Below are 24,734 nucleotides of genomic sequence, written 5' to 3' on the forward strand. Positions count from 1 at the left end.
ATGAGTTCCACAACGATCGGCTCCCTCTCCGTCGGTCCGCTCTGCCTCGGCACGAACGTGTTCGGCCGCTCCGTGGACAGCCCTGCCGCGGCCCGCATCCTGGACGCGTTCGTCGAGGGCGGCGGCGACCACGTGGACACGGCCGACCTGTACGGCGGTGGCCTGTCGGAGACCTACATCGGCGAGTGGCTGGCCGGGCGGGGCAAGCGCGACGACGTCGTGATCGCGACCAAGGTCGGCTGGCCGGACAACGAGGTGCACCGCGGACTGCGGCCGGCGACCATCCGCGCGGCGGTGGACGACTGCCTGCGGCGACTGCGAACCGACCGGATCGACCTGCTCTACACCCACCACGACGACGAGTCGGTGAGCATCCCCGACATCATCAGCACGCTGGACGAGCTGGTCCGGGCCGGCAAGGTGCGGGAGATCGCCGCCTCCAACCTGTCGCCCGAGCGGCTGACCGAGTCGATGGAGTTCTCCGCCGCCGAGGGCAAGGCCGCCTATGTGGCGCTGCAGCCGCACTACAGCCTGATGTCCCGCGACACCTACGAGGGGCCGCTGGCCGACGTCGCCGAGAAGTTCGATCTGGCCGTGTTCCCGTACTTCTCGCTGGCCATGGGCTTCCTCACCGGCAAGCACCGTCCCGGCGTGCAGGCCGACTCGGCCCGTTCGGCCGGCGTCGCCCGGTATGTGGACTCCGAGCGGGGCCGGAAGGTGCTGGCCGCCCTGGACGCCATCGCGGCCAGGACCGGCGCCGAGCCGGCGTCGATCGCCCTGGCCTGGCTCAGCTCACGCAAGCAGGTCGCCGCCCCGATCGCCAGCGCCCGGAAGCTGGAGCAGCTCCCGGCCCTGCTGGCCGCGGCGTCGCTGAAGCTGACCCCGGCCCAGCTGGACGCCCTCACGGTGGCCTCCGCCTGACCCCTTCATCCACGTCGTGAAGTTAGGAAGGGACCATTCCTATACTCCGAGTTGAGGAATGGTCCGTTCCAAGCATGCCGAATTGACAAACTCCGTTGCCGAAACTGCAATGGAGGCGTGGCCGATGACCTGGAGCAGGTGCTGACGGAGGTGGGGCCCCGGCTGCGGGCCCTGCGGGAGAGTCGGAGCGTCACGCTGGCGGCGCTGTCCAAGGCCACCGGTATCTCGGTGAGCACGCTGTCCCGCCTGGAGTCCGGGGGCCGCCGGCCCAGCCTGGAGCTGCTGCTCCCGCTGGCCAAGGCGCACCGGGTGCCCCTCGACGAGTTGGTCGGCGCGCCGCCGACCGGCGACCCGAGGGTGCACCTGCAGCCGATCCGGCGGGGCAACGAGACGATCATCCCGCTGAACCGCCAGCCCGGCGGCCTCCGCGCGTTCAAGCACATCATCCCGGCGGGCACCCGCCTGGCGCCGGAGCTGAAGACGCACGAGGGCTACGAGTGGCTGTACGTGCTGGCCGGCCGGCTGCGGCTGGTCCTCGGCGAGCACGACGTCGTGCTGAAGACGGGCGAGGTGGCGGAGTTCGACACGCACGTGCCGCACTGGTTCGGCAACGGCGACGACCGCCCGGTGGAGGTCCTGAGCCTGTTCGGCCCGCAGGGCGAGCGCATGCACGTCCGCGCCGCGCCGAAGGGTTCTGGAGTGGACGGTCGGTAAACTGGGGACATGTCCGAGCGCCTGACCGCCAAGGGACGGGCCACCCGCGACCGGATCGTCTCGACGGCCGCGACGCTGATGTTCGAACGGGGCGTCGCCGGCACCAGCACCGAGGACGTGCAGGCGGCCGCCGGGGTCAGCACGTCCCAGATCTACCACTACTTCCGCGACAAGAAGGCCCTCGTACGGGCGGTGATCGCGCACCAGACCGAGGTGGTGGTCGGTCACCAGGAGGCGGTGCTGGCGGCGCTGGACTCGATGGCGTCGCTGCGGGCCTGGGCGGACGCCATCGTCGCGCTGCAGCGGCGGCTGGAGTGCAAGGGCGGCTGCCCGATCGGCTCGCTGGGCGCGGAGATCGCCGAGCACGACGCCGACGCCCGCGCCGACGTCGTGGCCGGCTTCGACCGCTGGGAGCGGGCGATCCGGGACGGCCTGCACGCCATGCGCGACCGCGGCGAGCTGCGCCGCGAGGCCGACCCGGACCGGCTGGCGATCATGCTGTTGGCGACGCTGCAGGGCGCGCTGGCGCTGACCCAGCTTCGGCGCGACACCGTGCTGCTGCGCATCGCGCTGACCGAGGCGATCGATCACATCGAGTCGTTCACGGCCTGATCCGGTCGAGCGCGGCCAGGATGTCCGGGACCTCGCTGCGAGTCGTGTAGTTCGGGTGCACGTCGATCCAGCGGATGACGCCGTCCGCGTCGAGCACCACGGTGGTGGGCATCGGCAGCGTGGTCGTGCCGTCCGCGTTGACGGTGGTGAGGTCCAGCCCCAGCGCCTGCTGCGCCTCGCGGGCGCCGTCGGCCGGCGCGGTGAGGATGCCCAGCTTGCCGGCGATCTGGTTGCCCGGGTCGGACACCACGGCGTAGGTCAGGGCGTTGGTCTCCTGCATGCTCAGCGAGCCGTCCGGCTTCTGCGGGCTGAGGGCGACCATGGTTGCGCCACGCGCGGTCAGTTCCGGCACCAGCTCCTGTTCGTACGCCCGGAGTGCGACGTTGCAGTACGGGCACCAGGCGCCCCGGTAGAATACCACGACCGCCGGCTTGCCGCCGGTGACCTGGGCCAGCGTGGTCGGCTCGCCCTGGGCGTCCAGCAGCTCGCCGTCCGGCATCGCGGTGCCCGGCTCGGCGAAGCCGGACGGCGTTCCCGCGGCGTCCAGGCCGGCTTGTTCCTCGGTGAACCGGTCGCGCAGCTCGGCCGGCATCTTGCCCATCGCGCCCTGTTGCAGTGCCTCGACCTGGTCGGCAATCGACCCCATGGTCCCCAGCCTTCCCTCTTGGAGTGTTTACTCCATTCCACTCCGCCATTTTTGGAGTGTCAACTCCAAAACTCCGGCGAGTCACGCTCTCGGGCACACCGAAATGCGGTTTCGGGCAGGTCAGCAGCTCGTCTGGAACAGCAGGGCCTTCGCGCTCGCCGCCCACTGGTACGGAATCTGCCGGAACCAGTCCCACCAGGGCAGCGGCGCGGTCGCCACGTAGACCGTGCCGGGGAAACACCGGCTGACCCGCAGCTGCGCACGCAGGGCGTGGTCGGGCGTGGTGACGATGATGACCGACTGCCAGTGCCGCTGCGCCGCCATCTCGCCGATGTACCGGGCCTCGCCGCGAGTGGTGCCGGGATCGGGGTTGAAGCACAGCACCTCGACGCCCGCGGACGCCGGCAGGCACCGATGCGTGCCGGCCTCCACCGGCACGGTCGACTGCGCAACCACGGGCGCCTTGCCTGCGTGCACGAGAGCCATGGTCGCGGCGTCCCGGTTGCCGGGGCCGGCCAGCTCGATGATCGCGTCGGCGTGCGCCGGCAGCGGCGTGAGCTCGGGCAACACGAACAGCCGGACCGTCGCCACGCCGAACACGACCAGCGCGAGCACCACGACCACGGCCAGCTTGCGACGCCAGGTGGTGGCGACCGGCTGCTCCATGCCCGGTACATCGTTCGATCGCGCGCGGACGTTGCCGGCCTCTACGCTCGCGTCGTGCGTCGCATCGTGGTCAAGCTCAGCGGCCGGGCAATCGCCGGCCCCGACGAATACGGGTTCAGCGCCGCCGCGCTGGACCACCTGGCGTCCGAAGTGCTCTCCGTGCGCCGCCTCGGCATCCAGGTGGCGGTGGTCGTGGGCGGCGGCAACGTGTTCCGGGGCAACAGGTCCGAGTCCTGGGGCATCGACCGGGTCGAAGCGGACAACATCGGCATGCTCGGCACCGTGATCAACAGCCTGCTGCTGCGCGGCCGGCTGACCGCGCTGGGCGAGCACGACGTGCGGGTGATGACCGCCGTGCCGATCGACACCGTCGCCGAGCCGTACATTCGGTTGCGCGCGGTGCACCACCTGGAGAAGGGGTCCGTGGTCATCATGGCCGGCGGGATCGGCCAGCCGTTCCTCACCACGGACTATCCCAGTGTGCAGCGGGCCATCGAGGTCGGCGCGGACGCGCTGCTCGTCGCCAAGCACGGCGTCGACGGCGTCTACGACAGCGATCCCAACAAGCATCCCGAGGCGCTGCGGTTCGCCAAGCTCACCTACGCCCACGTGCTGGACGAGGAACTGGGCGTGATGGACCAGTCCGCGTTCATCCTGGCTCGCGACCACAAGCTGCCGCTGCACGTGTTCGACATCGAACAGACGGGCGTGATGGCCGCGATCTGCCAGGGCGAACGCCTCGGCACGTACATCGGGCCGGACGTCGAACGATCGGTGCACGCGCACGATCGGCGGTAGCCTGGCGATTATGGCCGATCTCGGTGAGTACCGGCGGAAACGGGATGCGCGGCGCACCCCGGAGCCGGTGCCCGCGGACGGACCGCTGCCCGCCGGCGACGACGACGTGTTCGTCGTGCAGGAGCACCACGCCACCCGGCTGCACTACGACGTCCGGCTGGAGCGGGACGGCGTGCTGGTGTCGTGGGCCGTGCCGAAGGGCCTGCTGATGAATCCCGGCTCGGTGCGGCTGGCCGTGCACACCGAGGACCATCCCATGGAGTACGCCTCGTTCGAGGGGGACATTCCCAAGGGGGAGTACGGCGGCGGCCATGTGTCCATTTGGGACAGAGGAACGTACGAGACGCACAAGTGGACCGACTACGAGGTCGACGTCACCTTCCACGGCACCCGGCTGGACGGTCGCTACGTGTTCATCCACAAGGAGGACAAGGACTGGCTGGTCCGCAAGCGCGGCAAGCAGCTCAACACCTCGCACGTGGTGGACGTCGATGGCCGGCGGCTGAAGCTGACCAACCTGGAGAAGGTGCTCTACCCGGACGGCTTCACCAAGGCGCACGTGATCGACTACTACCGCCAGGTCGCGCCGTACCTGCTGGAGCACCTGGCCGATCGGCCGGTGACGTTGAAGCGCTTTCCCGACGGCGTGGACTCGGCGTCGTTCTTCGAGAAGAACGTGTCCCGGCACGCGCCGGAGTGGTTGCGGACCATGACGCTGCCGACGCCGGGCAGTTCGCGCGGCGCGGAGACGCTGGACTTCGCGATGATCGACGACCTGGCCGGCCTGGTGTGGGCGGCCAACCTGGCCGCGCTGGAGCTGCACGTTCCACAGTGGACCGTCGGTCCCCGCGGCGGCGTCCGGGAGCCCGATCTGCTGGTGTTCGACCTCGATCCGGGGCCGGACACCACCATCGTCGAGTGCTGCCGGGCGGCCGAGCTGATCAGGGAGATCCTGGCCGAGGACGGCCTGACCGGCTTCCCGAAGACCAGTGGCTCCAAGGGCATGCAGCTGTACGTGCCGGTACGGGTGAGCAACGCCGAGCGGACCTCCCAGTACGCCAAGGAGGTCGCCCAGCGGATGGCATCCGCGCATCCCGACCGGTACGTCGCCGTGATGGCCAAGGCGCGTCGAACCGGACGGGTGTTCGTGGACTGGAGCCAGAACAACCCGGCCAAGACGACGGTCGCCCCGTATTCGCTGCGGGCCCGCGAGATTCCCACCGTGTCCACGCCGCTCACCTGGCGTGAGGTGGAGCGCTGCCGCAAGCCCGCCGACCTCACCTTCACCGCCTCGGACGTCCTCGCCCGTCTGGACAAACATGGCGACCTGCTGGCCGACCTGCACAAGGACCCCGGCCACCTGCCGAGGTGAGCCGGCCGAGGAATCCACCCCGGAGGACCGGTGCCCGCGGACACTGCCAACTACACTGATCTGACCAGTTCAGTCAGGGCCTCGCCGAGCGGCCGGTCCACCCGGACGGTGGCCTCCTTGTCGCCCCGGGTCCGGCCCTTGTTGATGATCAGCACGGGCTTGCCGGCCCGGGCGGCGTGCCGCACGAAACGCAGGCCGGACATGACCGTCAGGGAGGAGCCGAGGACCAGCAGCGCGTCGGAGTCGTCGACCAGCTGGTAGCACTGCTCCACCCGCGGCCGCGGCACGTTCTCGCCGAAGAACACGACGTCCGGCTTGAGCACGCCGGCGTCGCAGCCGACGCAGTCCACCAGTGCGAAGCCGGCGACGACCTGCTCGTCCAGCTCGACGTCGCCGTCCGGGTTGATCCTGGTGGCGACGCCGCCGAAATGGGGATTGGCGGCGTGCAACCGCCGGTCCAGCTCGTCACGGGCGGACGTCTGGCGGCAGCCGAGGCAGATCACCCGGTCCAGGCTGCCGTGCAGCTCGATCACGTCGGTCGCCCCACCGGCCTGGTGCAGGCCGTCCACGTTCTGCGTGATGACACCGGTGAGCAGGCCGCGTTTCTGCAGCTCGGCGACGGCGCGATGGCCGTCGTTCGGGGCCGCGCGGGCGATGGTGCGCCAGCCGACGTGGCTGCGGGCCCAGTAGCGGCGCCGGCCGTGCTCGCTGGCCACGAAGTCGTCGTAGGTCATCGGGGTGTGCCGGCGCAGGCTGCCGCCGTCGCCGCGGTAGTCGGGGATGCCCGACTCGGTGGAGATGCCGGCGCCGCTGAGCACTGCGACCCGGCCGCGCCCGACGACGTCGACGACCTCGGCCAGGCTGGTGGTCCGTGGCAGCTCCGCCGAGGAGTCCGTCCAGGTCAGGGTCGGTCGAGTCCGCACTCTCCCAGCTTACGTTCAGCGCGCCGGCGGTGTGGTCTGCGTGATCTGGACCAGGAAGTCGGCGTTGGTGCTGGTCTTGCGCAGGCCGTCGAGCAGCACGTCCACGTCCCGGGCGTCCAGCGCGCGGCGCATGCGGCGGGTCGCGGCGAGCTCGGCCGGCGTCATCAGCAGCTCCTCGCGGCGGGTGCCGGAGCCGGCCACGTCCACGGCCGGGAACACGCGCTTGGCGGCGATCTTGCGGTCCAGCCGCAGCTCGGCGTTGCCGGTGGCCTTGAACTCCTCGAAGATCAGGTTGTCGCCAGCCGAGCCGGTGTCGACCAGCGCCGTGGCGAAGATCGTCAGGGAGCCGCCGTCCTCGATGTTGCGGGCGGCGCCGAGGAACTTCTTCGGCGGCACCAGCGCGCCGGCGTCGACGCCGCCGGACAGGATGCGGCCCGACTGCGGGGCGGCCAGGTTGTAGGCGCGGCCCAGCCGGGTCAGCGAGTCCAGCAGCACGACGACGTCCCGGCCCATCTCGACCAGGCGCTTGGCCCGCTCGATGGCCAGCTCGGCGATCGCCGTGTGGTCCTTCGGCGGCGTGTCGAACGTCGCCGCGATCACCTCGCCGGGCACCGCCCGGGCGAGGTCGGTGACCTCCTCCGGCCGTTCGCCGACGAGCACCAGCATCAGGTGGCACTCCGGGTGGTTCTTGCTGATGCCGTGCGCGATCGCCTGCAGCACGGAGGTTTTGCCCGCCTTCGGCGGGGCGACGATCAGAGCCCGCTGGCCCTTGCCGACCGGCATCACCAGGTCGGCGACCCGGGTGGTGAGCAGGTGCGGCTCGGTCTCCAGCCGGAGCCTTTCGTTGGGGTACAACGGGGTCAGGTTCTCGAACTGCGGCCGGCGGTAGCCCGGCCGCTGGCCGTTCACCGTCTCGACGCTGGTCAGTTTCCTTGCGGCGGTTGCCTTTCCGGTGATGGTGTCGCCTCGGCGCAGCCCGTGCTCGCGGACCTGTGCGGTGGTCACCTGCACGTCGTCCGGACCGGGCAGGTAGCCGTCGACCCTGAGGAAGGCTCGGTTTCCGACGATGTCGAGGATGCCGCCGACATCCTCGATCGCGGTGTTCTCGGTGTTGTTCATGGGGTTTCCTAGCTTCGATGGATGCGGCGGACATGCCGCTGAAGGAGATCGACGCGTGGATCGGCGATGGATCTCGGTGGAGGGTTCCTCGGTGGGGGAGAGCTCCGCACCCACTTGAGGTAGACAACTCGGATGGTAGGGCAGACCGGGCTCGGTGCGCAAGTGGTGGCCGTGACCATGATCGTCCGGCCGTGGGGGCGCTATCGTTCTCGTATGGAGCGTGCCGAGATCGTGGCCGTGTGGACGCGGGAGATCGCGTCCGTGTGGGGGCCGCTGCCGGACTCGAGTCTCGACGCGATGCCCACCCCGCACGGTTGGTGCGGTCACGTCGCCGGCACGACGCCGCAGCTCGCGTTGGCCGCCGCCGAGCAGATCGCCGAGGCCTACGGGCTGCCCGCCCGTTCCGTCATCGTTCAACAAACCGACGGGGGTGGTGTATTCCTGTGGGCCTACCGGACGCCGTCAGCGGCCGACTACCACCGGCAGTGGCCCCAGCCCGTGATCGACGGCAGCGAGTTCACCGACGTGGCCCGTTCCGGCTCCGGCAGCAGCCTGCTCGACTACGTGCGCCTTACCGAGATGGCGCGGAAACACCAGGCCGAGTGGCGTGACCTGCGTGGTGGCCGTCCCGTCGACATCCAGCGCTTCACGCGTCGCCTCGCCCTGCTCCGCGCCGGCGTCTTCGACATCCTCGCCCGCTCCCGCCCGGCTCAGGTGCGAGAGCTGTTGCTCCGCGTCGGCGTCCCCGCCGAGTCGCTGCCGGACGACGTGCTCCGGGCTCTCGACTACCCGATCGGCAACCTCCCCACCATCCCCCGCGCCCGCGGCGTCGCCTTCGCCCCGGACCGCGACCGCACCGACCGCATCGCCGCGCCGGGGCAGGGATAGGGGGCGGGTCAGCGCGTCGCGGCGCTCGGCAGCAATCCCAGCGACTGGGCCCGCAGGACCGCCGTCAGCCGGTCGGTCGCGGCCAGCTTCCGGTACAGGTTCTCGGTGTGCTTGTGGACGGTTCGGTTGGAGATCCCGAGCCGGCGGCCGATCGCCTCGGCGGTCATGCCGTCCGCGAGCAGGCTCAGCACCGCAAGCTCCCGGGGCGTCAGCTTCGCCTCCGCGGCTGACTCCAACGGCCGGGGCTCCTCGCGCACGGCTTCGCCCCAGTCGGCGAGTTGCCGCACGAACCGGTCCACGCTCACCAGCAGCGGCTGCAACCTGCGCACATAGCTCCGCTCGCGGTCGTCGAAGTCGCCGCCGTCGCGGTGCACCACGAACGTCCGGAACCGGCCGCGTTCGTTGGCGGGCAAGGGAATCGCGATGTGTCGGACGACCCCCACCACTTCCCGCAGCGTCGCGTACGCCTCGGTTCGCCGCCACACGCTCATCTCCACCACGTCCGTCACCGCCAGCGGCCGCTGATCCCCGGTTCTGGCGTAGTGCTGCGGCAACGGGTGCCCGCCCTCAAGTCCCCTGCGCAGCAACCTGTTCAACGGCAGCGACCCGATCCACTCCGGCGCCCAGGCGTCCACGCTCGCCGTCCCTGCCGGCCCGTTCACGTCCGTCAGCAACACCATCGTGCCGCCCAACGACCGCGCCAGCTCCTCCGCCACCAACCGCCACGGCGACTCCGGCACCGCCGTCCCCATCACCGCGGCCGCCAGGTCCAACATGCGTTCGTAGTCGCGTGCAGCCAGGCCGCCCATGGATTCCCCTCAGAATTCGGACGGCCCATGTATAGCGCACTTGTCACGCAAGGGCGGCATCGATCTTGGCCAGGCAACTGGCGAGCACCGATCGCTCCGCCTCGGTGAGGGAGGCGACCAGTCGGGACTCGTGCTCCAGCAGTTGACGCACGGTCAGCTCGATGAGGTGGTGGCCGGCATCGGTGAGTCGGACGGCGACCGCGCGGCGGGAGGCGGTCGACGGTGAGCGCTCCACGAGGCCGACCTCCTCGGCGCGGGCAATGCGCTGCGAGACGGCCCCGGCGGTGACGAGGGTCCGGCGGGTGATCTCCCGGGTGGTCAGCTCGTACGGCGGGCCGGCGCGCCGGATCACGCTGAGCAGGTCCAGTGTCGACGGGTCGATGCCGAGCACGGACAGTGTCCGCCGACGGTCGTCGGCCAGCGCCTTCGCCGTGCGCCAGAGCGGGGTGATCACGGCGATGGAGTCGGTGTGCGCGCCGGGCAACTCGCGCGCCCACGCGTCGATGATGTCCGCGACGGGCCACGACGACAGCTGATCGTCGAGCGGATAGTTGGACATCGGCCCCGCCTCCCGGTTACGTTTAGCGCTAAACATAGCAACCAGGGGGCATGTGATGACACGCAAGGTCCTTGTCACGGGCGGTAGCGGTGGCATCGGCAAGGCGGTGGCGGCGAGGTTCCGCCGGGCAGGCGACACGGTGGTGATCACCGGCCGGGACGGCGCACGGCTCGCGGTGGCCGCGAAGGAGATCGACGCCGAGCCGATCGCCTGCGACGCGGCGGATCCGCTTCAGGTTCAGGAACTTGCCGACGCGCTGGGGGCGGAGTTGGACGTGCTGGTCAACATGGCCGGCGGCAACACGGACTTCGGCCGGCCGCGGGCTTCGAGCCTGCACGAGGTGGCGGAGTCCTGGCGGGCGAACCTGGACGCCAACCTGCTCAGCGCCGTCCTCACGACCACGGCGGTGCTCGACAAGCTTCGCCCCGGCGGCACGGTGATCAACGTCGGCTCGATCGGCGCGGAGTACGCCGGTAGCGGCTACGGCGCAGCGAAGGCGGCGTTGCATGCGTGGACGGCCGGCTTGTCGGCGGAGATCGGTCCCCGGGGCCTGACCGCCAACCTGGTCTCGCCCGGTTACATCGAGGCCACCGACTTCTTCCACGGCCGTCTCACGGAAAAACGCCGCGAGGCGCTGATCGCCGCCACGCACACGGGACGCGCCGGCAACCCGGACGATGTCGCGGCGACGGTGGAATTCCTTGCGTCGCAAGGGGCACGGCACATCACCGGGCAGACGGTTCACGTCAACGGGGGCGCGCACACCACCCGTTGACGTGAACCGTTCAGTTCAGCTGCCGTAGACCTGGAATTCCCAGAGCGAGTAGCCGTACTGGGTGGCGCGGGTGGTGCCGTAGAGGCGGACGTAGCGGCCGGAGCCGGAGACGGTCAGCGACTGGTTGCCGCCGGTGCCGGCGGTGGTGCTGTAGATGGATGTCCAGGTGGTGCCGTCGTTGGAGGTCTGGATCTGGTAGCCGGTGGCGTAGGCGGCCTCCCAGTTCAGGTCGACGCGGCTGATGGTGTGGGTGGCGCCGAGGTCGACCTGCAGCCACTGGGGGTCACTGAAGGCGGACGACCAGCGGGTGCCGGTGTTGCCGTCGACGGCGTTGGCGGCGGTGAAGCTGCCGTTCTCGGTCGATGAGGCGGTGGCGGTCTTTCCCTGCGACAGCAGGGATCCGGAGCCGCCGCCACCGGAGGTCGGCGAGCCGTACAGGGCCAGCTCGTACAGCGAGTCGCCCCACTGCGATGCCCGGCTGGTGGCGTAGACCCGAACGTACCGGGCGGTCGCCGACAACCCGAACGACTGGATGTCCTGTGGGGAGTTGTTGTTGGAGTACACGGTCGACCAGGTGGCGCCGTCGGTCGATGTCTGTAGCTGGTAGGCGGACGCGGCGGCGGCCTCCCAGGTCAGGGTGGCGTGGTTGAGGTTGTAGTTCTGCCCGAGGTCGACCTGCAGCCACTGCGGATCGCTGAACGCCGAGGACCACCGGGTGGTGATGTCGCCGTCGGTGGCGTTGGAGGCCGGGAACTGCGCGCTCTCGGCGGACGAGGCGGTGGTGGGCTTGCCCTGGGCGATGTTGGCGCCGTAGTTGGGCGACTTGTTGTACACGGCGACGTAGTCGACGTTCAGTGTGCCGCCGGAGGCGGTGGCGGCGTTGGGACCGCCGCCGAACGCGGCCGGGAACGCGCCGCCGATGGCCAGGTCGAAGATGATGAAGAAGCTGTGGTCGACGGCGTTGGCCCAGGTGGTGGCGTCGACCTGGGTGGAGTTGAGGGTGAAGTAGTTGGCGCCGTCGAGGTACCAGCGGATCTGCTCGGGCGAGGTGGAGCGGTCGATCTCCACGGCGTAGGTGTGGTAGCCGGTCTGGCAGCCGCCGCAGGCGCGTTCACCGCTGCCGATGCCGGTGCCCTCGTTGCAGGGGCCGCCGGGGCTCACGCCGCAGTGCAGTGTGCCGAACAGCGAGCTGCGCCCGTTGATGTCCTCGAGGATGTCGACCTCGCCGGAACCCGGCCACGGCACGCCGATGCGCAGCGGCGCGCCGAGCATCCAGAACGCGGGCCAGTAGCCGGCACCGTTGGCGGTGGACAGGTTGGGCTGTTGGATGGAGGCCTGGATTCGGACGACGCCGCCGGGTTGGGCGCCGAATCCGTCGGCTTGGGTCTCGACGCGGCCGGAGGTCCAGCCGGAGTTCGGGTCGCTGCCGGAGTGCAGGGCCCTGAGCACCAGGTGTCCGTTGCCGTCGTGGTAGACGTTGTCGGTGCTGGTGGTGGTGGTCTCGATCTCGCCGGTGCCGAAGCTGGAGCCGGGGCCGGCGTCGTAGCGCCAGGTTCCGGTGTCCAGGCCGGTGTTCGCGGCGCCGGTGAAGTCGTCGCTCCAGGTGGTGGTGAAGCCCGCGGGCGGCGCGGGCACGGCGGAGGGCTGCGCGACGGCGGCCTCCACGGTTGTGGGCGCGGTCATTCCGATCGCGCTGGTTGCTGTCAGGGTCAACGCGAGCAGGCCGGTGGCGAGCCGTCCGGGTGAGCGGACCAGGCGCGCGCACTTGTCCCTGATCGACATGGGCACTCCTTGCGGGCGGGCAGGGGCGACCGCATCTGGCGGGAGGCGTCACCTAGGCAGGGGACACGGAGCAGGCGAGAGCGCTCTCACGGAAGCATCTCCCTCGATTCCGATAACTGTCAAGGGGTCTGCCGCCAGTCGCGGCAACACCCTTGACATCTCGGCGTAATCGTATGAACCTGCCACCTTGAGAGCGCTCTCCCCTTGCCCCCTGCCGGCTTTGGAGAGGGACCATGTCCACCACCGCACCGCCGCGGCGCTGGCTTCGCGCCCCGCTGCTGCTCACCGCCGTCGCCCTGGCGGCCACCTTCCTCGGCGCCGTTCCGGCGAACGCCGCGGGAACCCTGATCTCGCAAGGCAAGACGGCGACCGCGTCATCCACCGAGAACGCCAGCTTCGGCGCGGCCAACGCGGTCGACGGCAACACCGGCACCCGGTGGTCGTCGGCGTTCAGCGACCCGCAGTGGATCGAGATCGACCTCGGCGGCGCCGCCACCATCGACCAGATCGTGCTGAACTGGGAGGCCGCCTACGCCAAGGCGTTCCAGATCCAGGTCTCCGGCGACAACTCGTCCTGGACGACCATCTACAGCACCACCGCCGGCACTGGCGGCGTGCAGACGCTCAACGTGACCGGATCCGGACGCTACGTCCGCATGTACGGCACCCAGCGCGCCACCCCGTACGGCTACTCGCTGTGGGAGTTCCAGGTCTACGGCGCCGGCGGCGGCTCCAACCCGGGCGGCGGCACGGGCGCGCCGCCGGACTCGTTCTGGGGCGACACCGGCTCGATCCCGCCCGCGCAGAACGTGCTGATGGTGAAGGTGCTCAACCGCACCAACGGCAAGTACCCGGACAGCCAGGTGTACTGGAGCTTCAACGGCCAGACGCACTCCATCGCCGAGCAGCCGTACGTGGACATGCCCGCGAACTCCGCCGGCCGCATGTACTTCTACCTCGGCGCGCCCAACAGCCAGTACTACGACTTCATCGAGTTCACCGTCGGGCCGTCGGTGTTCAACGGCAACACCACCCGGGTGGACGCGTTCGGGCTGAAGCTGGCCATGCGGCTGCACGCGCACGACGGCTACGACGTGCAGGTCGGCGAGGACTACCAGACCTTCCAGGAAGACCGCAGCGCGACCTTCCAGAAGTTCATCGACGAGGTGCCGGCCGAGTTCAAGCAGCTCGCGCAGGTGCAGTCGCCGTACCGGATCCCCGCCCCGGGCAGCGTCGCCGCGTTCCAGCCGGGCGGCCAGTACGCCAACTACTTCACCAGCTACGCCCAGTCGGTCGGCGTCAACGAGACGACGCAGTTCATCTTCGGCTGCGCCAACTCGATGGCGTCCAACCCGAACATGTGCGCCGCCCTGAACCGGCACACCGCGCAGCTGCCGTCCTCGCAGCAGCAGGACCCGACCCAGTTCTACAAGGCCGCGCCGGCCAACTACTACGCCAAGTTCTGGCACGACCACGGCATCAACAAGCTCGCGTACGGCTTCCCGTACGACGATGTCGCCGGTCAGTCGTCCTTCGTGTCGCACGGCAACCCCCAGTGGCTGGAGGTCGCCGTCGGCTGGTGAGTCGTGATCTGCTCGGCGGAACGGTGACTGTTCCGCCGAGCAGGCATGATGGTGCCGTGCGAGTGGTGGTCCTGTCCGACACGCATGCGCCGCGCCGGTGGAAGGCGTGCCCGCCGAGGGTGGCCGAGCACCTGCGGGGCGCCGACCTGATCCTGCACGCCGGCGACGTGTGCGTGCCGTCCGTGCTGGACGAGCTGGCGGCCTACGCGCCGGTGCACGCGGTGTGCGGCAACAACGACGGCCCGGACGTCGTCGCGTGGGGCGCGCCCGAGACGCTGGAGCTGGACATCGACGACCTGCGCGTGGCGATGATCCACGACAGCGGCCAGAAGGTCGGCCGGGCGGCCCGGATGCGTCGCCGGTTTCCGGACGCCGACCTGGTGGTCTTCGGCCACTCGCACATCCCCGTCGACCTGACCGAGGGGGGCCTGCGGATCTTCAACCCCGGCTCGCCGACCGACCGCCGCCGCCAGCCGCACGGCACGATCGGCCTGCTCACGGTCGCGGACGGCCGGCTCGTGACCGCCGAGATCGTGCCGGTTGACTGATTCGCGCCGCTACTCCATCCGGGTTACCGTGGGTCGGTGGCGGAGCGGTCGGCGGTGCCGGACCCGGTGGAGCCGATGTTGGCCGGCTCCGACGGTGGCACGCTGCCGGACACGGCGGCATGGTCGTACGAGTTCAAGTGGGACGGCTACCGGGCGATCATGCGGGTCGCCGCGGACGGCACGACCCAGCTGAACAGCCGCAACCTCAACGATTTAACCCTCCGGTACGCGGAGCTGACCGAGCCGGGCCTGGACACCGCGGCGGTCATCGACGGTGAGATCGTCGCGCTGGACCGGGACGGCGTCCCGGACTTCAGCCTGCTCCAGAACAAGGCCGTCAAGGTGCGGTACTTCGCCTTCGACCTGCTCCGGATCGGCGACCGGGACCTGATGGACGAGCCGTACCGCAGACGCCGGGAGCTGCTCGCCGAGCTGAACCCGCGCAGCCCGCGGATCTCGATCACGCCCTACTACGACCACGCCGACGTCGAGCCGGAGGAGCTGCTCCAGATCGCGGCGGCGTCCCGACTGGAGGGGCTGGTCGCCAAGGCCAGCGCCTCGCGCTACCACCCGGGCCGCCGCAGCCTCGAATGGCTGAAACACCCCTTCATCCACACCCAGGAGGTCGTGCTCGCCGGCTGGCGCCCGGGCCAGGGCCGCCGCGACGGCACGATCGGGGCGCTGCTGCTCGGCGCGCACGACGACACCGGGCTGAAGTACATCGGCGACGTCGGCACCGGCTTCACCGACCAGGCGCTGCGTGATCTGCAGCGCGAGCTGGAACCGTTGGAACAGAAGCAACCCCCGTTCGTCAACGCCGTGCCGCGCGACCGTGCCCGGCGCGTGCACTGGCTACGGCCGGAGCTGGTCGGCGAGGTCGAGTACCGCAAGTTCACCGTGGACGGCATGCTGCGGCATTCCTCGTGGCGGGGGTTGCGGCCGGACCGCCGCCCCGAGGAGGTGCGCTGCCCGGATTAGCCGTGGGCACAGCGGGTATTCGACGTGGCGTGGAGCAGACCGAGCTGCTGCGCTCGCTGGCCAAGGTCGCGAACACACTGACGGCCGCGGAGGTGCCGTTCGCGCTGACCGGCGGATGCGCCGTGTATGCCAGGGGCGGGCCGCCGACCACGCACGACGTGGACGTGCTGGTCCGCGAGCAGGACGTGTCGCGGGCCGTGAGTGCCTTGGTGGCGAACGGAATGCGCGCCGCCGAGACGCCGCTGGACTGGCTGGCCAAGGTGTACGACGGCGACCGGCTGGTGGATCTGTTGCACCACCCCAATCGCGAGCCCGTCACCGACGAGGTGCTCAAGCGGGCGGAGTGGATGCGGGTGGGGCCGGCGGAGATGCCGGTCGCCACCGCGACCGACCTGATGGTGGACAAGCTGAAGGTGTTCGGGCCGCATCGGTGCGACTTCACCGAGGTGCTGCCGATCGCGCGGGCGCTGCGTGAACAGGTCGACTGGAAGCAGGTGTGGGACCGCACCGCCGAATCCCCTTATGCGGAGGCGTTTCTGTTGCTGCTCAAGCGATTGGACATCGAGGAGGTCGTGCCGTGAACGTGCCGCAGTACGACGTGGCCGCGCTGCGCCGCGCGCTCGCCGAGGACCCGCGGACCGCGGAGCTGGGCGTGCACGTGCGCATCCGCGGTGATCAGCTGTTCCTGTCCGGCGATGTGGCGTGCGAGCAGCGGCGCGCGGCGGTGGCCGAGGTCGTCGCCGAGCACGCGGATGGACTGGTGCTGCACAACGAGGTGCACATCGTGCGGGCGGATCCGCCGACCGAACAGGAGGACCTGCGATGATCCGGGTCGCCGCCGTCGGCGACGTGCACCTCGGCGTCGACACCAAGGGCACCCTGCGCCCCGCCTACGAAGGCATCGCCGAGCACGCCGATCTCGTGCTGCTGGCCGGCGATCTGACCAGGCTCGGCACCGTCGCCGAGGGCGAGGTCGTCGCCGACGAGTTCGCCGGGCTGGACGTGCCGGTGGTCGCGGTGCTCGGCAATCACGACCACCAGTCCGACGCCGAGGAGAAGATCGCCGGGCTGCTCGTCGACCGGGGCATCACCGTGCTGGAGGGCAGCGGCACCGTGCTGGACGTCGACGGCGTGCGGGTCGGCATCGCCGGCGCCAAGGGTTTCGGCGGCGGGTTCGCCGGCAAGTGCGGGCATGCCTTCGGCGAGCGGGAGATGAAGGCGTTCATCCACCACACCGAGGACGTCGCCGAGCAGTTGCGGACCGCGCTGCTGGGGCTGACCGCCGACGTCCGGATCTCGCTGACGCACTACTCGCCGTCGGCCGACACGCTGCGCGGCGAGCCGCCGGAGATCTTCCCGTTCCTCGGCTCGTACCTGCTCGCCGAGGCCATCGACGACAGCAACGTCGACCTGGCCCTGCACGGCCACGCCCACTACGGCAGCGAGGCCGGCACCACCGCGGGCGGGGTTCGGGTCCGCAACGTCGCGCAGCCGGTGATCCAGGCCGCGTACCGCGTCTACACCCTGGAGCCGGCTTCGGTCGTGCCGGAGTGACGCTCGCGGTGCCGGGCCTGGCGGGCTCGGTTGGCGCATGTCTTGGTGTCGCAGAACTTCCGCCGCTCGTCGCCGTGCGCGAAGAACAGCACGCAGTCGTGGTTGGCGCAGCCCCGCAGCGTTGCGCCGGCCACGACCTCGACCGCCGACCGGGCGATGACGGCGAGCGCGCCACCACCCCACTCCACCACCGGACCGTCCGAAGTGGACGACAAGGTGGCCACACACCGGTGCGCGGCCTTGTTGATGCTCGTCGTGGCCGCCGGTGACGGCGGGCGGCTGTCAACGGCCGAGCGGAAGACCTCGCGGACGGCGTCCCGCAGTTCCCGGAGCTCGTCCCCGTCCACCGCGCCCAGCGCCGGGTGCAGGTCGAGCCAGGCGGCGAGGCCCGCGTCATCGGCGATCAGGTCCACGTCCCGGCCGCGCATCCGCACGGTCGTGTTGGCCAGATCGACCGCCAGGGGCTCGCCGAGCAGTGGAAAAGTGGTCACGACATCCAGAGTAACGCATCTTCCGTTACTTGTGCTACGGTCGCTCAAGTAACGCATCGTGCGTTACTTCGACTTCGGAGGATGTCATGGCGATCCGGTACCGCAGGGCGACCGTGGACGGGGTGTCGGTGTTCTACCGGGAGGCCGGCGACCCGGCCCGGCCCACGCTGCTGCTCCTGCACGGCTTCCCGACCTCGTCGGTGATGTTCCGGGACCTCATCCCGCTGCTCGCCGACGACTTCCACCTCGTCGCGCCCGACCTGCCCGGCTTCGGCCAGTCCGACATGCCGCCCGTCGACGAGTTCGAGTACAGCTTCGACCACCTCGCCGAGGTCATCGACAAGTTCGTCGGGCAGCTCGGCCTGGGCACTTTCGGCGTCTACGTGCAGGACTACGGCTCACCCGTCGGTTTCCGCCTGGCGGTCAAGCGACCCGACCAGGTGCGGGCGATCATCACCCAGAACGGCAATGCCTACGAGGAGGGCCTCGTCCCCGAGTTCTGGGCCCCACGTCGGGCGTCCTGGGCCGACTGGAACCCCTCCGCCGAGGCGCAAGCCGCCGCCGCGCTGACCTTCGATCTCGTCCGGTGGCAGTACCTGCACGGCGAGCCCGATCCCGAGCTCGTCAGCCCCGACGCCTACACCCTCGACGCCCTGCTGCTGGAGCGTCCGGGCGCCCGTGAGGTCAACCTGCGGCTTTTCCACGACTACCGCACCAACCCGCCGCTCTACCCCGCCTGGCAGGCCTTCCTTCGGGAGCGCCGCCCCGGCGTCCTGGCTGCCTGGGGCCGCAACGACCAGATCTTCGGCCCCGACGGCGCCCGCGCCTTTGCCAGGGACGTCCCCGACGCCGAGATCCACCTCCTCGACGCCGGCCACTTCGCGTTGGAGACCCAGGCGTCGACCATCGCCGCGCTGATCCGCGACTTCGCGCCCAAACACCTGTCCTGAACCCCGGCGAGTCACGCGCTCAGACCCACCGAATGTAAGAACCAGGCAGAACTGAAACTCGACTCTCAGTTCTGTCCGAAACCTACATTCGGTGGGTCCCAGAGCGTGACTCGCGGGGTTCAGAAGGTGTAGCGGAGGTAGAGGCCCAGGTCGCGGAGGGGCGGGAAGTGCTTGACGAGGCGGGTGAGGAGTCGGGTGCTGGGCGGGAGGGCACGGGACGCCGGGGCGAGGAGGGCGCTGTCGGCGTTGACGCAGTGCAGGCGGGAGTCGATGGCATCGATGTCGGCGCGGCTGTTGATGGCCCACTCCAGCATGGGGTTGCCGAAGGCCCGCTTGAGCATGAGGTTGACGAGCCAGATGCCGTAGCGGTTGTGGCCGTCGAAGGCGAAGGTGCCGTGTCCGAAGTGGTCGACGACGCGGCGGAACAGGAGGTGGCCGTCCGCGGGGGAGAGGTACATCGTGAGGCCCTCGGCGAGCAGGAACACGGGGCGGTCGGTGGGAATGGCCGAGAGCCACGCCTCCGAGGTCACAGATGACGCGATCATCTGGTAGCCGGGGCGCGCGGGGAAGAGCTTGCGGCGGACGTCGATGACGTCGGGGAAGTCGACGTCGAACCAGGCCACTGACGGGCCGGGGTCGATGCGCCACACCCGGGTGTCCAGGCCGCAAGCCAGGTGCACGACGGTGGCGGTGGGGTTCGCGGCAAGGAACTCCCGGGTCCAGTCGTCGAAGTGCTTGGAACGGGAGGCGGCGTTGGGGGCGACCTTCTCGTTGACGGCCTTCATCCGCGAGAAGTCGTAATCGATCTTCGACAGCGCCTCGACGGCCATGTGGTCGTTGAGGATCGACGGGGTCATCCGGGCGTCCAGAGCCTTGCCGTACAACGTGACGAGCGAGGTCTCCATCGCCCGGTCCAGCCGAACCTTCACCTGCGTCATGGCAACTCCCCGAGAAGTTCGGACAGCCAGTCCGAGAACAGGCCCACGACCTCGACAGCGGCGGCCGAGGGATCCGGTGTCGCGGAAGGCTCGAAGGCCCGGCGCACGGTCAGCGCGAGCGCGTCGGCCTTGTCCTCGACGTCGAAATCCGGCGTCAGCGACTCCAGCACGAACGAACCGGTCACCGCCGCGGACAGCCGGTACGCCAAGAGATCCGACGGCTCGTCGAGCAGCAGGCCGTGCTTGTGCAGCACGGCCAGGTAGCGGTCGGTCGTCTCCCGCTTCCCGCCGGCGAAAAGCATGCCGCTCCGCGACCGCGTCATCAGCTCACCCAGCAGTTCGACGTCACCGGTCGACCACGCCCGCGCCAGCGGCCGGGCCATGATCGCCAGGAACACCCACCGCATCGACCGGTGCAGCAGCACCTCCGCGGGATCGGCCCGCATCGCATCCAGCTGATCGGCGACCAACCGGGCGGCGTCCCGGGTCAGCACGGCGCCGAACAGTTCCAGCTTGCTGGGCCAATAGAGGTACACGGTGCCCTTGCCGACACCGGCCCGCCGCGCGACCTCGTCCACGGTGATCCGCCGATACCCGTAGCTGACCAGCAGCTCCTCGGCCGCGTCGAGGATGCGAGCCGCCTTCACGCCGAAGCCTCCTGACGAACTGACTGAATCCGTTTTTCAGTCAGTCTAGCCCGCGGCCACGAGCGGGGCCAGGATCGAGGGCATGACCGACAGCGTGAAGAGGGGCCTGCGCGACCACCTGCTGCTGCACTTCGGCCAGCACGCCAAGCTCCGTGACGGTGAGTATCCGCTGGTCATCGACCGTGCCGAGGGTGTGCACGTGATCGACACGGACGGCCGCCGCTACCTGGACGCGCTGTCCTGCCTGTTCTGTGCCCAGCTCGGCTACTCCTACGGGGACGAGTTCGCCGAGGCGGCGACGGCCCAGCTCAAGCGCCTGCCGTTCAACACCAACTGGAACACCGCCCACCCGCCGGCGATCGAGTTGGCCGAGCGCCTGGCCGGTCTCGCGCCGGACGGCATCAACCGGGCCTTCTTCACCTCGGGCGGCTCCGAGGCGGTGGAGTCGGCATGGAAGATCGCCCGCCAGTACCACGTCGCCAACGGCCAGCCGGAGCGTGTGAAAGCGGTTGCCCGCCGGACCGCCTACCACGGCCAGACTCTGGGCGCCCTCGCCCTCACCGGCATCCCGGCGCTGAAGGACCCCTTCGGCCCGCCGGCCATCGACGTGGCCAGGGTGCCCAACACCGGCGAGGGCGACCTCGAGTTCCTGCTGCGCGAGACCGAAGAGACGATCATCGCCGCCGACCCGGGGACCATCGGCATGCTGATCGCCGAGCCGGTGCAGAACGCCGGGGGCTGCTTCACCCCGCCGACGGGCTACTGGGCCGGCCTCCGCGAACTCGCCGATCGCTACGGCTTCCTGCTCGTCGCCGACGAGGTGATCACCGGCTTCGGCCGCATCGGCGAGTACTTCGCGGTGCCCGAGGTCGTCCCCGACATGATCACCATCGCCAAGGGGCTGACCTCGGCGTACGCCCCGATGGGCGCCGTCCTGGTCAGCGACCGGGTCGCCGAGCCGTACTTCCGCCCCGGCCAGGCGCTCTCGCACGGCATCACCTTCGGCGGCCACCCGCTGGCGGCCGCGATCGCCCTGCGCAACCTGGAGATCTTCGAGCGGGACAAGATCCTGGACGGGGTCCGCGAGCTGGCCCCGCACCTGCGGCGGAGGATGCACGAGCTGCACCGACTCGACGTCGTCAAGGACGTCCGCGGCGACGGCTTCTTCTACGCAGCCGAGCTGGACCTGGCCGATCCGGCCCAGATCAAGGGCGCGATTCCGCGACGGCTGCGCGAGGTCGGCCTGATCGCCCGCGCCGACGACCGCGGCGCGCCGGTGGTGCAGATCGCGCCGCCCCTGGTGTGCGAGCGGGAGCACCTGGACGAGATCGTGGACAAGATCGGCAACGTTCTGGGTGAATTTCTACAGGAACATTGACGTAACGGCGTCATGTTGTAGAAACTGAGATCCTCACCACGAGGAGGCGGACCGTGCAGGTGTCCTTCGACGCGCACCCGGACACTTACCGGCACTGGCGCATGCGGGTCGAGGGGGAGCTGGCCTGGCTGGTGCTGGACGTGGACGAGTCGGCCGGCATCGTGCCCGGCTACGAGCTCAAGCTGAACTCCTACGACCTCGGCGTGGACATCGAGCTCTACGACGCCACCCAGCGACTGCGCTTCGAGCATCCCGAAGTACGCACGGTCATCGTCACCTCGGGCAAGGACCGGGTCTTCTGCGCCGGCGCCAACATCCGCATGCTGGCCGCGTCCAGCCACGAGTGGAAGGTGAACTTCTGCAAGTTCACCAACGAGACCCGCAACGGCATGGAGGACGCCACCGAGCACTCCGGCCAGACCTACCTGGCCGCCGTCAACGGGTCCTGCGCGGGCGGCGGCTACGAGCTGGCACTGGCCTGCGACCACATCGTGCTGGTGGACGACAACTCCTCGGCGGTGGCGCTGCCCGAGGTGCCGCTGCTGGGCGTGCTGCCCGGCACCGGCGGCCTGACCCGGCTGGTGGACAAGCGCCGGGTGCGCAAGGACCGCGCGGACGTGTTCGCCACCCGCAGCGACGGCATGCGCGGCCGGCCCGCTGTCCAATGGGGACTGGTCGACGAAGTCGTGCCGCCGCGGCGGTTCGACGAGGTGGTCAGGGAGCGTGCGCTCGAAGCAGCCGAGCGCTCCACCCGTCCGAAGGACGCCAAGGGCATCGAGCTGACACCGCTGCGGCGTGAGGTCGACGAGGACGGCATTCGCTACCGCTACGTGAAGGCCGCCTACGAGCGGGACCTGGGTCTCGTCAAGATCACCGTCCATGCTTCCGAGGACGAGAACTGGCCGCTGACCGTCACCCGCGAGCTCGACGACCTGATCCTTCGCCTGCGCACCAACGAGACCGAGCTCGGCACCTGGGTGTTCACCACCGCGGGCGACCCGGACGCCGTGCTGGCGCAGGAACACCGACTGCTCAACGACGATTCCTGGCTGGGCAACGAGATCCGGCACTACTACAAGCGGGTTCTCAAGCGGCTCGACGTCACCAGCCGCAGCCTGATCGCGCTGATCGAACCCGGTTCCTGCTTCGTCGGAATGCTGCTGGAACTGGCCTTCGCCTGCGACCGGCAGTACATGTTGGACGGACCGCCGATCGACGACGAGGACAGCGACGAGCGGGCGGCGATCCAGCTCACCCCGGCCAACTTCGGGCCGTTCCCGATGGGCAACGGCCTGACCCGGCTGCAATCCCGGTTCTACGGCGAGGATGTCGGCCGACTGTCCGAACTGGACAAGCCGGTCGACGCCGTCGAGGCGGCCGACCTCGGCCTGGTCACCGAGGCGTTCGACGACATCGACTGGACCGACGAGATCCGCATCGTGCTGGAGGGGCGGGCCTCGCTCAGCCCGGACGCGCTCACCGGCATGGAGGCCAACCACCGGTTCGTCGGCCCGGAGACCCTCGAAACCAAGATCTTCGCCCGGCTCACGGCCTGGCAGAACTGGATCTTCAACCGACCCAACGCCGCCGGCCCCGATGGCGCGCTGCGCCGCTACGGCACCGGCCAGAAGCCGGTGTTCGACCGGAAGCGAGTGTGAGATGGCCAGCCCCATCAACTATGACGAGAAGATCCCCAACAACGTCGACCTGTCCTCGGACCGCCGGCTGCAGCGCGCCCTGGAGGGTTGGCAGCCGAAGTTCATGAACTGGTGGTCGGAGATGGGCCCGACGCTGGAGACGCACGACGTCTACCTGCGCACCGCGGTCAGCGTCGGCCGCGCCGGCTGGGCCCACTTCGACCACGTCAAGCTGGACGAGTACCGGTGGGGCATCTTCCTGGCCGAACGCGAGCAGGAGCGGCGGATCGGCTTCGGCGAGCACCGCGGCGAGCCGGTGTGGCAGCAGGTGCCCGGCGAGTACCGGGCCGACCTGCAGCGGTTGATCGTCATCCAGGGCGACACCGAGCCGGCCTCCGTCGAGCAGCAACGCCACCTCGGGCTCACCGCGCCGAGCCTCTACGACCTGCGCAACCTGTTCCAGGTCAATGTCGAAGAAGGCCGGCACCTGTGGGCGATGGTGTACCTGCTGCACGCCTACTTCGGCCGCGAGGGCCGCGACCAGGCCGAGGATCTGTTGCTGCGCAACTCCGGCAGTCCCGACTCGCCGCGCATCCTCGGCGCGTTCAACGAGGAGACCGCGGACTGGCTCGCGTTCTACATGTTCACGTACTTCACCGACCGGGATGGCAAGTATCAGCTGGGCACGCTGAAGGAGAGCGCCTTCGACCCGCTCTCGCGGACCTGCGAGTTCATGCTCAAGGAGGAGGCGCACCACATGTTCGTCGGCACCACCGGTGTCGACCGGGTGGTGGCCCGCAGCGCCGAACTGATCCGCGAGCACGACACGTTCGACATCGCCCCGCACGGCGGCATCCCGCTGGAGATCATCCAGAAGTACATCAACTTCCACTACAGCGTGTCGCTGGACCTGTTCGGCAGCGAGACCTCGACCAACGCCGCGAACTACTACACCGCCGGGCTGAAGGGCCGCTGGCAGGAGGGCCGGCGCAAGGACGACCACAAGCTGACCGACACCGGCGGCCTGCTGGAGACGCCGCGCCCGGACGGCACGTGGGGCGCCGAGGAGCTGTCCACGATCCTGATGCTGAACCTGGACCTGCGCAACGAGTACATCGCCGACTGCGAGCACGGCGTCACCCGCTGGAACCGCATCCTGGCCGAGGCCGGCATCGACCGGAAGCTGCGGCTGCCGCACCCCGCCTTCAACCGCCACGTGGGCGTGAACTCGGCCTTCCATGTCTCGCCGGACGGGGAGATCCTGGACGAGGCGACGTGGACCAGGGCCAGCGACAAGTGGCTGCCGACCAGCCAGGACCTGACGTTCGTGCAGTCGTTGATGCGTCCGGTCTACGAACGGGGCAAGATCGCCTCCTGGGTCGCGCCGCCGACCAACGGCATCAACGGCAAGCCGTTCGAGTACGAATACGTCCATCTGGCCTGAGG

Annotated in this window: 26 protein-coding genes and 2 pseudogenes; 18 read left to right on the forward strand and 10 right to left on the reverse strand. The window is 69.8% G+C overall.

Annotation, left to right across the window (positions count from 1 at the left end):
* From BJ998_RS31555 to BJ998_RS31565, 3 genes are all read left to right on the forward strand, one after another.
* Positions 1-921, forward strand: coding sequence for an aldo/keto reductase (locus tag BJ998_RS31555; RefSeq protein WP_184866970.1), 921 nt, complete (start codon positions 1-3; stop codon positions 919-921).
* A 117-nt stretch (positions 922-1,038) separates the two neighbouring features.
* A complete protein-coding gene (locus BJ998_RS31560; RefSeq protein WP_184866971.1) occupies positions 1,039-1,635 on the forward strand; it encodes a helix-turn-helix domain-containing protein in 597 nt (198 codons plus the stop codon).
* A gap of 9 nt (positions 1,636-1,644) precedes the next feature.
* The gene (locus tag BJ998_RS31565) at positions 1,645-2,247 is read left to right on the forward strand and encodes a TetR/AcrR family transcriptional regulator (protein WP_184866972.1); all 603 of its coding nucleotides are present in this window, start codon (positions 1,645-1,647) and stop codon (positions 2,245-2,247) included.
* On the opposite strand, the gene BJ998_RS31570 is transcribed toward BJ998_RS31565, so the two are convergent.
* Both BJ998_RS31570 and BJ998_RS47800 read right to left on the reverse strand, forming a co-directional pair.
* Entirely contained in the window at positions 2,237-2,893 is a 657-nt protein-coding gene (locus tag BJ998_RS31570; RefSeq protein ID WP_184866973.1) for a peroxiredoxin-like family protein, read from the reverse strand. The genes BJ998_RS31565 and BJ998_RS31570 overlap by 11 nt on opposite strands.
* A 120-nt stretch (positions 2,894-3,013) precedes the next feature.
* Positions 3,014-3,559 (reverse strand): YdcF family protein, encoded by a 546-nt coding sequence (locus tag BJ998_RS47800; RefSeq protein WP_246489985.1) that lies wholly within the window; start codon positions 3,557-3,559, stop codon positions 3,014-3,016.
* A gap of 54 nt (positions 3,560-3,613) precedes the next feature.
* Here BJ998_RS47800 and pyrH point away from each other — a divergent pair, with 54 nt between their 5' ends.
* The 3 genes and pseudogenes from pyrH to ligD (BJ998_RS31585) all read left to right on the forward strand — a co-directional run bounded on the left by pyrH (position 3,614) and on the right by ligD (BJ998_RS31585) (position 5,729).
* Positions 3,614-4,357 carry a UMP kinase gene (pyrH, locus tag BJ998_RS31580; RefSeq protein ID WP_312890419.1) on the forward strand — a complete coding sequence of 248 codons (744 nt, stop codon included), beginning with the start codon at positions 3,614-3,616 and terminating at the stop codon, positions 4,355-4,357.
* A gap of 10 nt (positions 4,358-4,367) precedes the next feature.
* Positions 4,368-4,799, forward strand: a pseudogene (locus BJ998_RS46735) (DNA polymerase ligase N-terminal domain-containing protein); the annotation flags it as partial.
* Positions 4,797-5,729 carry a non-homologous end-joining DNA ligase gene (gene ligD, locus BJ998_RS31585; protein ID WP_221339365.1) on the forward strand — a complete coding sequence of 311 codons (933 nt, stop codon included), beginning with the start codon at positions 4,797-4,799 and terminating at the stop codon, positions 5,727-5,729. The pseudogene BJ998_RS46735 and the gene ligD (BJ998_RS31585), both read left to right, overlap by 3 nt.
* Positions 5,730-5,779: 50 nt before the next feature.
* On the opposite strand, the gene BJ998_RS31590 is transcribed toward ligD (BJ998_RS31585), so the two are convergent.
* A complete protein-coding gene (locus BJ998_RS31590) occupies positions 5,780-6,652 on the reverse strand; it encodes an NAD-dependent protein deacetylase (RefSeq protein ID WP_184866977.1) in 873 nt (290 codons plus the stop codon).
* 15 nt (positions 6,653-6,667) lie between these two features.
* A pseudogene (locus BJ998_RS31595) lies at positions 6,668-7,759 on the reverse strand (transcription termination factor Rho, short form); the annotation flags it as partial.
* 225 nt (positions 7,760-7,984) lie between these two features.
* On the opposite strand from BJ998_RS31595, the gene BJ998_RS31600 reads away from it, so the two are divergent.
* The gene (locus BJ998_RS31600) at positions 7,985-8,659 is read left to right on the forward strand and encodes a hypothetical protein (protein ID WP_184866979.1); all 675 of its coding nucleotides are present in this window, start codon (positions 7,985-7,987) and stop codon (positions 8,657-8,659) included.
* Between the two features lie 8 nt (positions 8,660-8,667).
* Here BJ998_RS31600 and BJ998_RS31605 read toward each other — a convergent pair whose 3' ends face one another.
* Positions 8,668-9,468 carry a helix-turn-helix transcriptional regulator gene (locus BJ998_RS31605; RefSeq protein WP_184866980.1) on the reverse strand — a complete coding sequence of 267 codons (801 nt, stop codon included), beginning with the start codon at positions 9,466-9,468 and terminating at the stop codon, positions 8,668-8,670.
* Between the two features lie 43 nt (positions 9,469-9,511).
* The gene (locus tag BJ998_RS31610) at positions 9,512-10,027 is read right to left on the reverse strand and encodes a MarR family winged helix-turn-helix transcriptional regulator (RefSeq protein WP_184866981.1); all 516 of its coding nucleotides are present in this window, start codon (positions 10,025-10,027) and stop codon (positions 9,512-9,514) included.
* A gap of 55 nt (positions 10,028-10,082) precedes the next feature.
* Here BJ998_RS31610 and BJ998_RS31615 point away from each other — a divergent pair, with 55 nt between their 5' ends.
* A complete protein-coding gene (locus BJ998_RS31615; RefSeq protein ID WP_184866982.1) occupies positions 10,083-10,802 on the forward strand; it encodes an SDR family NAD(P)-dependent oxidoreductase in 720 nt (239 codons plus the stop codon).
* Positions 10,803-10,817: 15 nt separating this feature from the next.
* On the opposite strand, the gene BJ998_RS31620 is transcribed toward BJ998_RS31615, so the two are convergent.
* Positions 10,818-12,584, reverse strand: coding sequence for a discoidin domain-containing protein (locus BJ998_RS31620; protein WP_221338188.1), 1,767 nt, complete (start codon positions 12,582-12,584; stop codon positions 10,818-10,820).
* Positions 12,585-12,817: 233 nt separating this feature from the next.
* Here BJ998_RS31620 and BJ998_RS49620 point away from each other — a divergent pair, with 233 nt between their 5' ends.
* The 6 genes from BJ998_RS49620 to BJ998_RS31650 are packed head-to-tail and all read left to right on the forward strand — an operon-like array spanning position 12,818 to position 17,247.
* Positions 12,818-14,167 carry a beta-1,3-glucanase family protein gene (locus tag BJ998_RS49620; RefSeq protein WP_184866983.1) on the forward strand — a complete coding sequence of 450 codons (1,350 nt, stop codon included), beginning with the start codon at positions 12,818-12,820 and terminating at the stop codon, positions 14,165-14,167.
* 56 nt (positions 14,168-14,223) lie between these two features.
* On the forward strand, positions 14,224-14,715 hold the full coding sequence (locus BJ998_RS31630) for a metallophosphoesterase family protein (protein ID WP_184866984.1): 492 nt from the start codon (positions 14,224-14,226) through the stop codon (positions 14,713-14,715).
* A 36-nt stretch (positions 14,716-14,751) separates the two neighbouring features.
* Positions 14,752-15,693: a non-homologous end-joining DNA ligase gene (gene ligD, locus BJ998_RS31635; RefSeq protein WP_312890421.1), complete on the forward strand. Its 942-nt coding sequence runs from the start codon at positions 14,752-14,754 to the stop codon at positions 15,691-15,693.
* A gap of 29 nt (positions 15,694-15,722) precedes the next feature.
* Positions 15,723-16,274 carry a nucleotidyltransferase family protein gene (locus BJ998_RS31640; protein ID WP_184866985.1) on the forward strand — a complete coding sequence of 184 codons (552 nt, stop codon included), beginning with the start codon at positions 15,723-15,725 and terminating at the stop codon, positions 16,272-16,274.
* Positions 16,271-16,519 carry a BON domain-containing protein gene (locus BJ998_RS31645; RefSeq protein ID WP_184866986.1) on the forward strand — a complete coding sequence of 83 codons (249 nt, stop codon included), beginning with the start codon at positions 16,271-16,273 and terminating at the stop codon, positions 16,517-16,519. Before BJ998_RS31640 ends, BJ998_RS31645 begins: the two co-directional genes overlap by 4 nt.
* Positions 16,516-17,247 (forward strand): metallophosphoesterase family protein, encoded by a 732-nt coding sequence (locus tag BJ998_RS31650; RefSeq protein ID WP_184866987.1) that lies wholly within the window; start codon positions 16,516-16,518, stop codon positions 17,245-17,247. Before BJ998_RS31645 ends, BJ998_RS31650 begins: the two co-directional genes overlap by 4 nt.
* On the opposite strand, the gene BJ998_RS31655 is transcribed toward BJ998_RS31650, so the two are convergent.
* Entirely contained in the window at positions 17,211-17,738 is a 528-nt protein-coding gene (locus BJ998_RS31655) for a CGNR zinc finger domain-containing protein (RefSeq protein ID WP_184866988.1), read from the reverse strand. The two genes, BJ998_RS31650 and BJ998_RS31655, sit on opposite strands and share 37 nt — an antisense overlap.
* An 86-nt stretch (positions 17,739-17,824) precedes the next feature.
* Here BJ998_RS31655 and BJ998_RS31660 point away from each other — a divergent pair, with 86 nt between their 5' ends.
* The gene (locus tag BJ998_RS31660; RefSeq protein ID WP_184866989.1) at positions 17,825-18,688 is read left to right on the forward strand and encodes an alpha/beta fold hydrolase; all 864 of its coding nucleotides are present in this window, start codon (positions 17,825-17,827) and stop codon (positions 18,686-18,688) included.
* A gap of 119 nt (positions 18,689-18,807) precedes the next feature.
* Here BJ998_RS31660 and BJ998_RS31665 read toward each other — a convergent pair whose 3' ends face one another.
* Positions 18,808-19,626: a class I SAM-dependent methyltransferase gene (locus BJ998_RS31665; protein WP_184866990.1), complete on the reverse strand. Its 819-nt coding sequence runs from the start codon at positions 19,624-19,626 to the stop codon at positions 18,808-18,810.
* Positions 19,623-20,273, reverse strand: coding sequence for a TetR/AcrR family transcriptional regulator (locus BJ998_RS31670; RefSeq protein WP_184866991.1), 651 nt, complete (start codon positions 20,271-20,273; stop codon positions 19,623-19,625). The genes BJ998_RS31665 and BJ998_RS31670 overlap by 4 nt, the downstream gene beginning before the upstream one ends.
* A gap of 82 nt (positions 20,274-20,355) precedes the next feature.
* Here BJ998_RS31670 and BJ998_RS31675 point away from each other — a divergent pair, with 82 nt between their 5' ends.
* The 3 genes from BJ998_RS31675 to boxB are packed head-to-tail and all read left to right on the forward strand — an operon-like array spanning position 20,356 to position 24,732.
* Entirely contained in the window at positions 20,356-21,651 is a 1,296-nt protein-coding gene (locus BJ998_RS31675; RefSeq protein WP_184866992.1) for an aminotransferase class III-fold pyridoxal phosphate-dependent enzyme, read from the forward strand.
* 59 nt (positions 21,652-21,710) lie between these two features.
* Positions 21,711-23,309 (forward strand): 2,3-epoxybenzoyl-CoA dihydrolase, encoded by a 1,599-nt coding sequence (gene boxC / locus BJ998_RS31680; protein ID WP_184869069.1) that lies wholly within the window; start codon positions 21,711-21,713, stop codon positions 23,307-23,309.
* A 1-nt stretch (position 23,310) separates the two neighbouring features.
* A complete protein-coding gene (boxB, locus tag BJ998_RS31685) occupies positions 23,311-24,732 on the forward strand; it encodes a benzoyl-CoA 2,3-epoxidase subunit BoxB (RefSeq protein ID WP_184866993.1) in 1,422 nt (473 codons plus the stop codon).
* The last annotated feature ends 2 nt before the right edge of the window (positions 24,733-24,734 follow it).

Origin of the sequence: Kutzneria kofuensis (assembly GCF_014203355.1) — a bacterium.
Classification (GTDB): Bacteria; Actinomycetota; Actinomycetes; order Mycobacteriales; family Pseudonocardiaceae; genus Kutzneria; species Kutzneria kofuensis.

What these genes read in the sequence shown, in the direction of transcription:
- BJ998_RS31555 (WP_184866970.1), top strand. Translation starts at nt 1, where the DNA reads ATGAGTTCCACAACGATCGGCTCCCTCTCCGTCGGTCCGCTCTGCCTC.
- BJ998_RS31565 (WP_184866972.1), top strand. Translation starts at nt 1,645, where the DNA reads ATGTCCGAGCGCCTGACCGCCAAGGGACGGGCCACCCGCGACCGGATC.
- BJ998_RS31570 (WP_184866973.1), bottom strand. Translation starts at nt 2,893, where the DNA reads ATGGGGTCGATTGCCGACCAGGTCGAGGCACTGCAACAGGGCGCGATG.
- BJ998_RS47800 (WP_246489985.1), bottom strand. Translation starts at nt 3,559, where the DNA reads ATGGAGCAGCCGGTCGCCACCACCTGGCGTCGCAAGCTGGCCGTGGTC.
- BJ998_RS31600 (WP_184866979.1), top strand. Translation starts at nt 7,985, where the DNA reads ATGGAGCGTGCCGAGATCGTGGCCGTGTGGACGCGGGAGATCGCGTCC.
- BJ998_RS31605 (WP_184866980.1), bottom strand. Translation starts at nt 9,468, where the DNA reads ATGGGCGGCCTGGCTGCACGCGACTACGAACGCATGTTGGACCTGGCG.
- BJ998_RS31610 (WP_184866981.1), bottom strand. Translation starts at nt 10,027, where the DNA reads ATGTCCAACTATCCGCTCGACGATCAGCTGTCGTCGTGGCCCGTCGCG.
- BJ998_RS31615 (WP_184866982.1), top strand. Translation starts at nt 10,083, where the DNA reads ATGACACGCAAGGTCCTTGTCACGGGCGGTAGCGGTGGCATCGGCAAG.
- BJ998_RS31620 (WP_221338188.1), bottom strand. Translation starts at nt 12,584, where the DNA reads ATGTCGATCAGGGACAAGTGCGCGCGCCTGGTCCGCTCACCCGGACGG.
- BJ998_RS49620 (WP_184866983.1), top strand. Translation starts at nt 12,818, where the DNA reads ATGTCCACCACCGCACCGCCGCGGCGCTGGCTTCGCGCCCCGCTGCTG.
- BJ998_RS31650 (WP_184866987.1), top strand. Translation starts at nt 16,516, where the DNA reads ATGATCCGGGTCGCCGCCGTCGGCGACGTGCACCTCGGCGTCGACACC.
- BJ998_RS31660 (WP_184866989.1), top strand. Translation starts at nt 17,825, where the DNA reads ATGGCGATCCGGTACCGCAGGGCGACCGTGGACGGGGTGTCGGTGTTC.
- BJ998_RS31665 (WP_184866990.1), bottom strand. Translation starts at nt 19,626, where the DNA reads ATGACGCAGGTGAAGGTTCGGCTGGACCGGGCGATGGAGACCTCGCTC.
- BJ998_RS31675 (WP_184866992.1), top strand. Translation starts at nt 20,356, where the DNA reads ATGACCGACAGCGTGAAGAGGGGCCTGCGCGACCACCTGCTGCTGCAC.
- boxB (WP_184866993.1), top strand. Translation starts at nt 23,311, where the DNA reads ATGGCCAGCCCCATCAACTATGACGAGAAGATCCCCAACAACGTCGAC.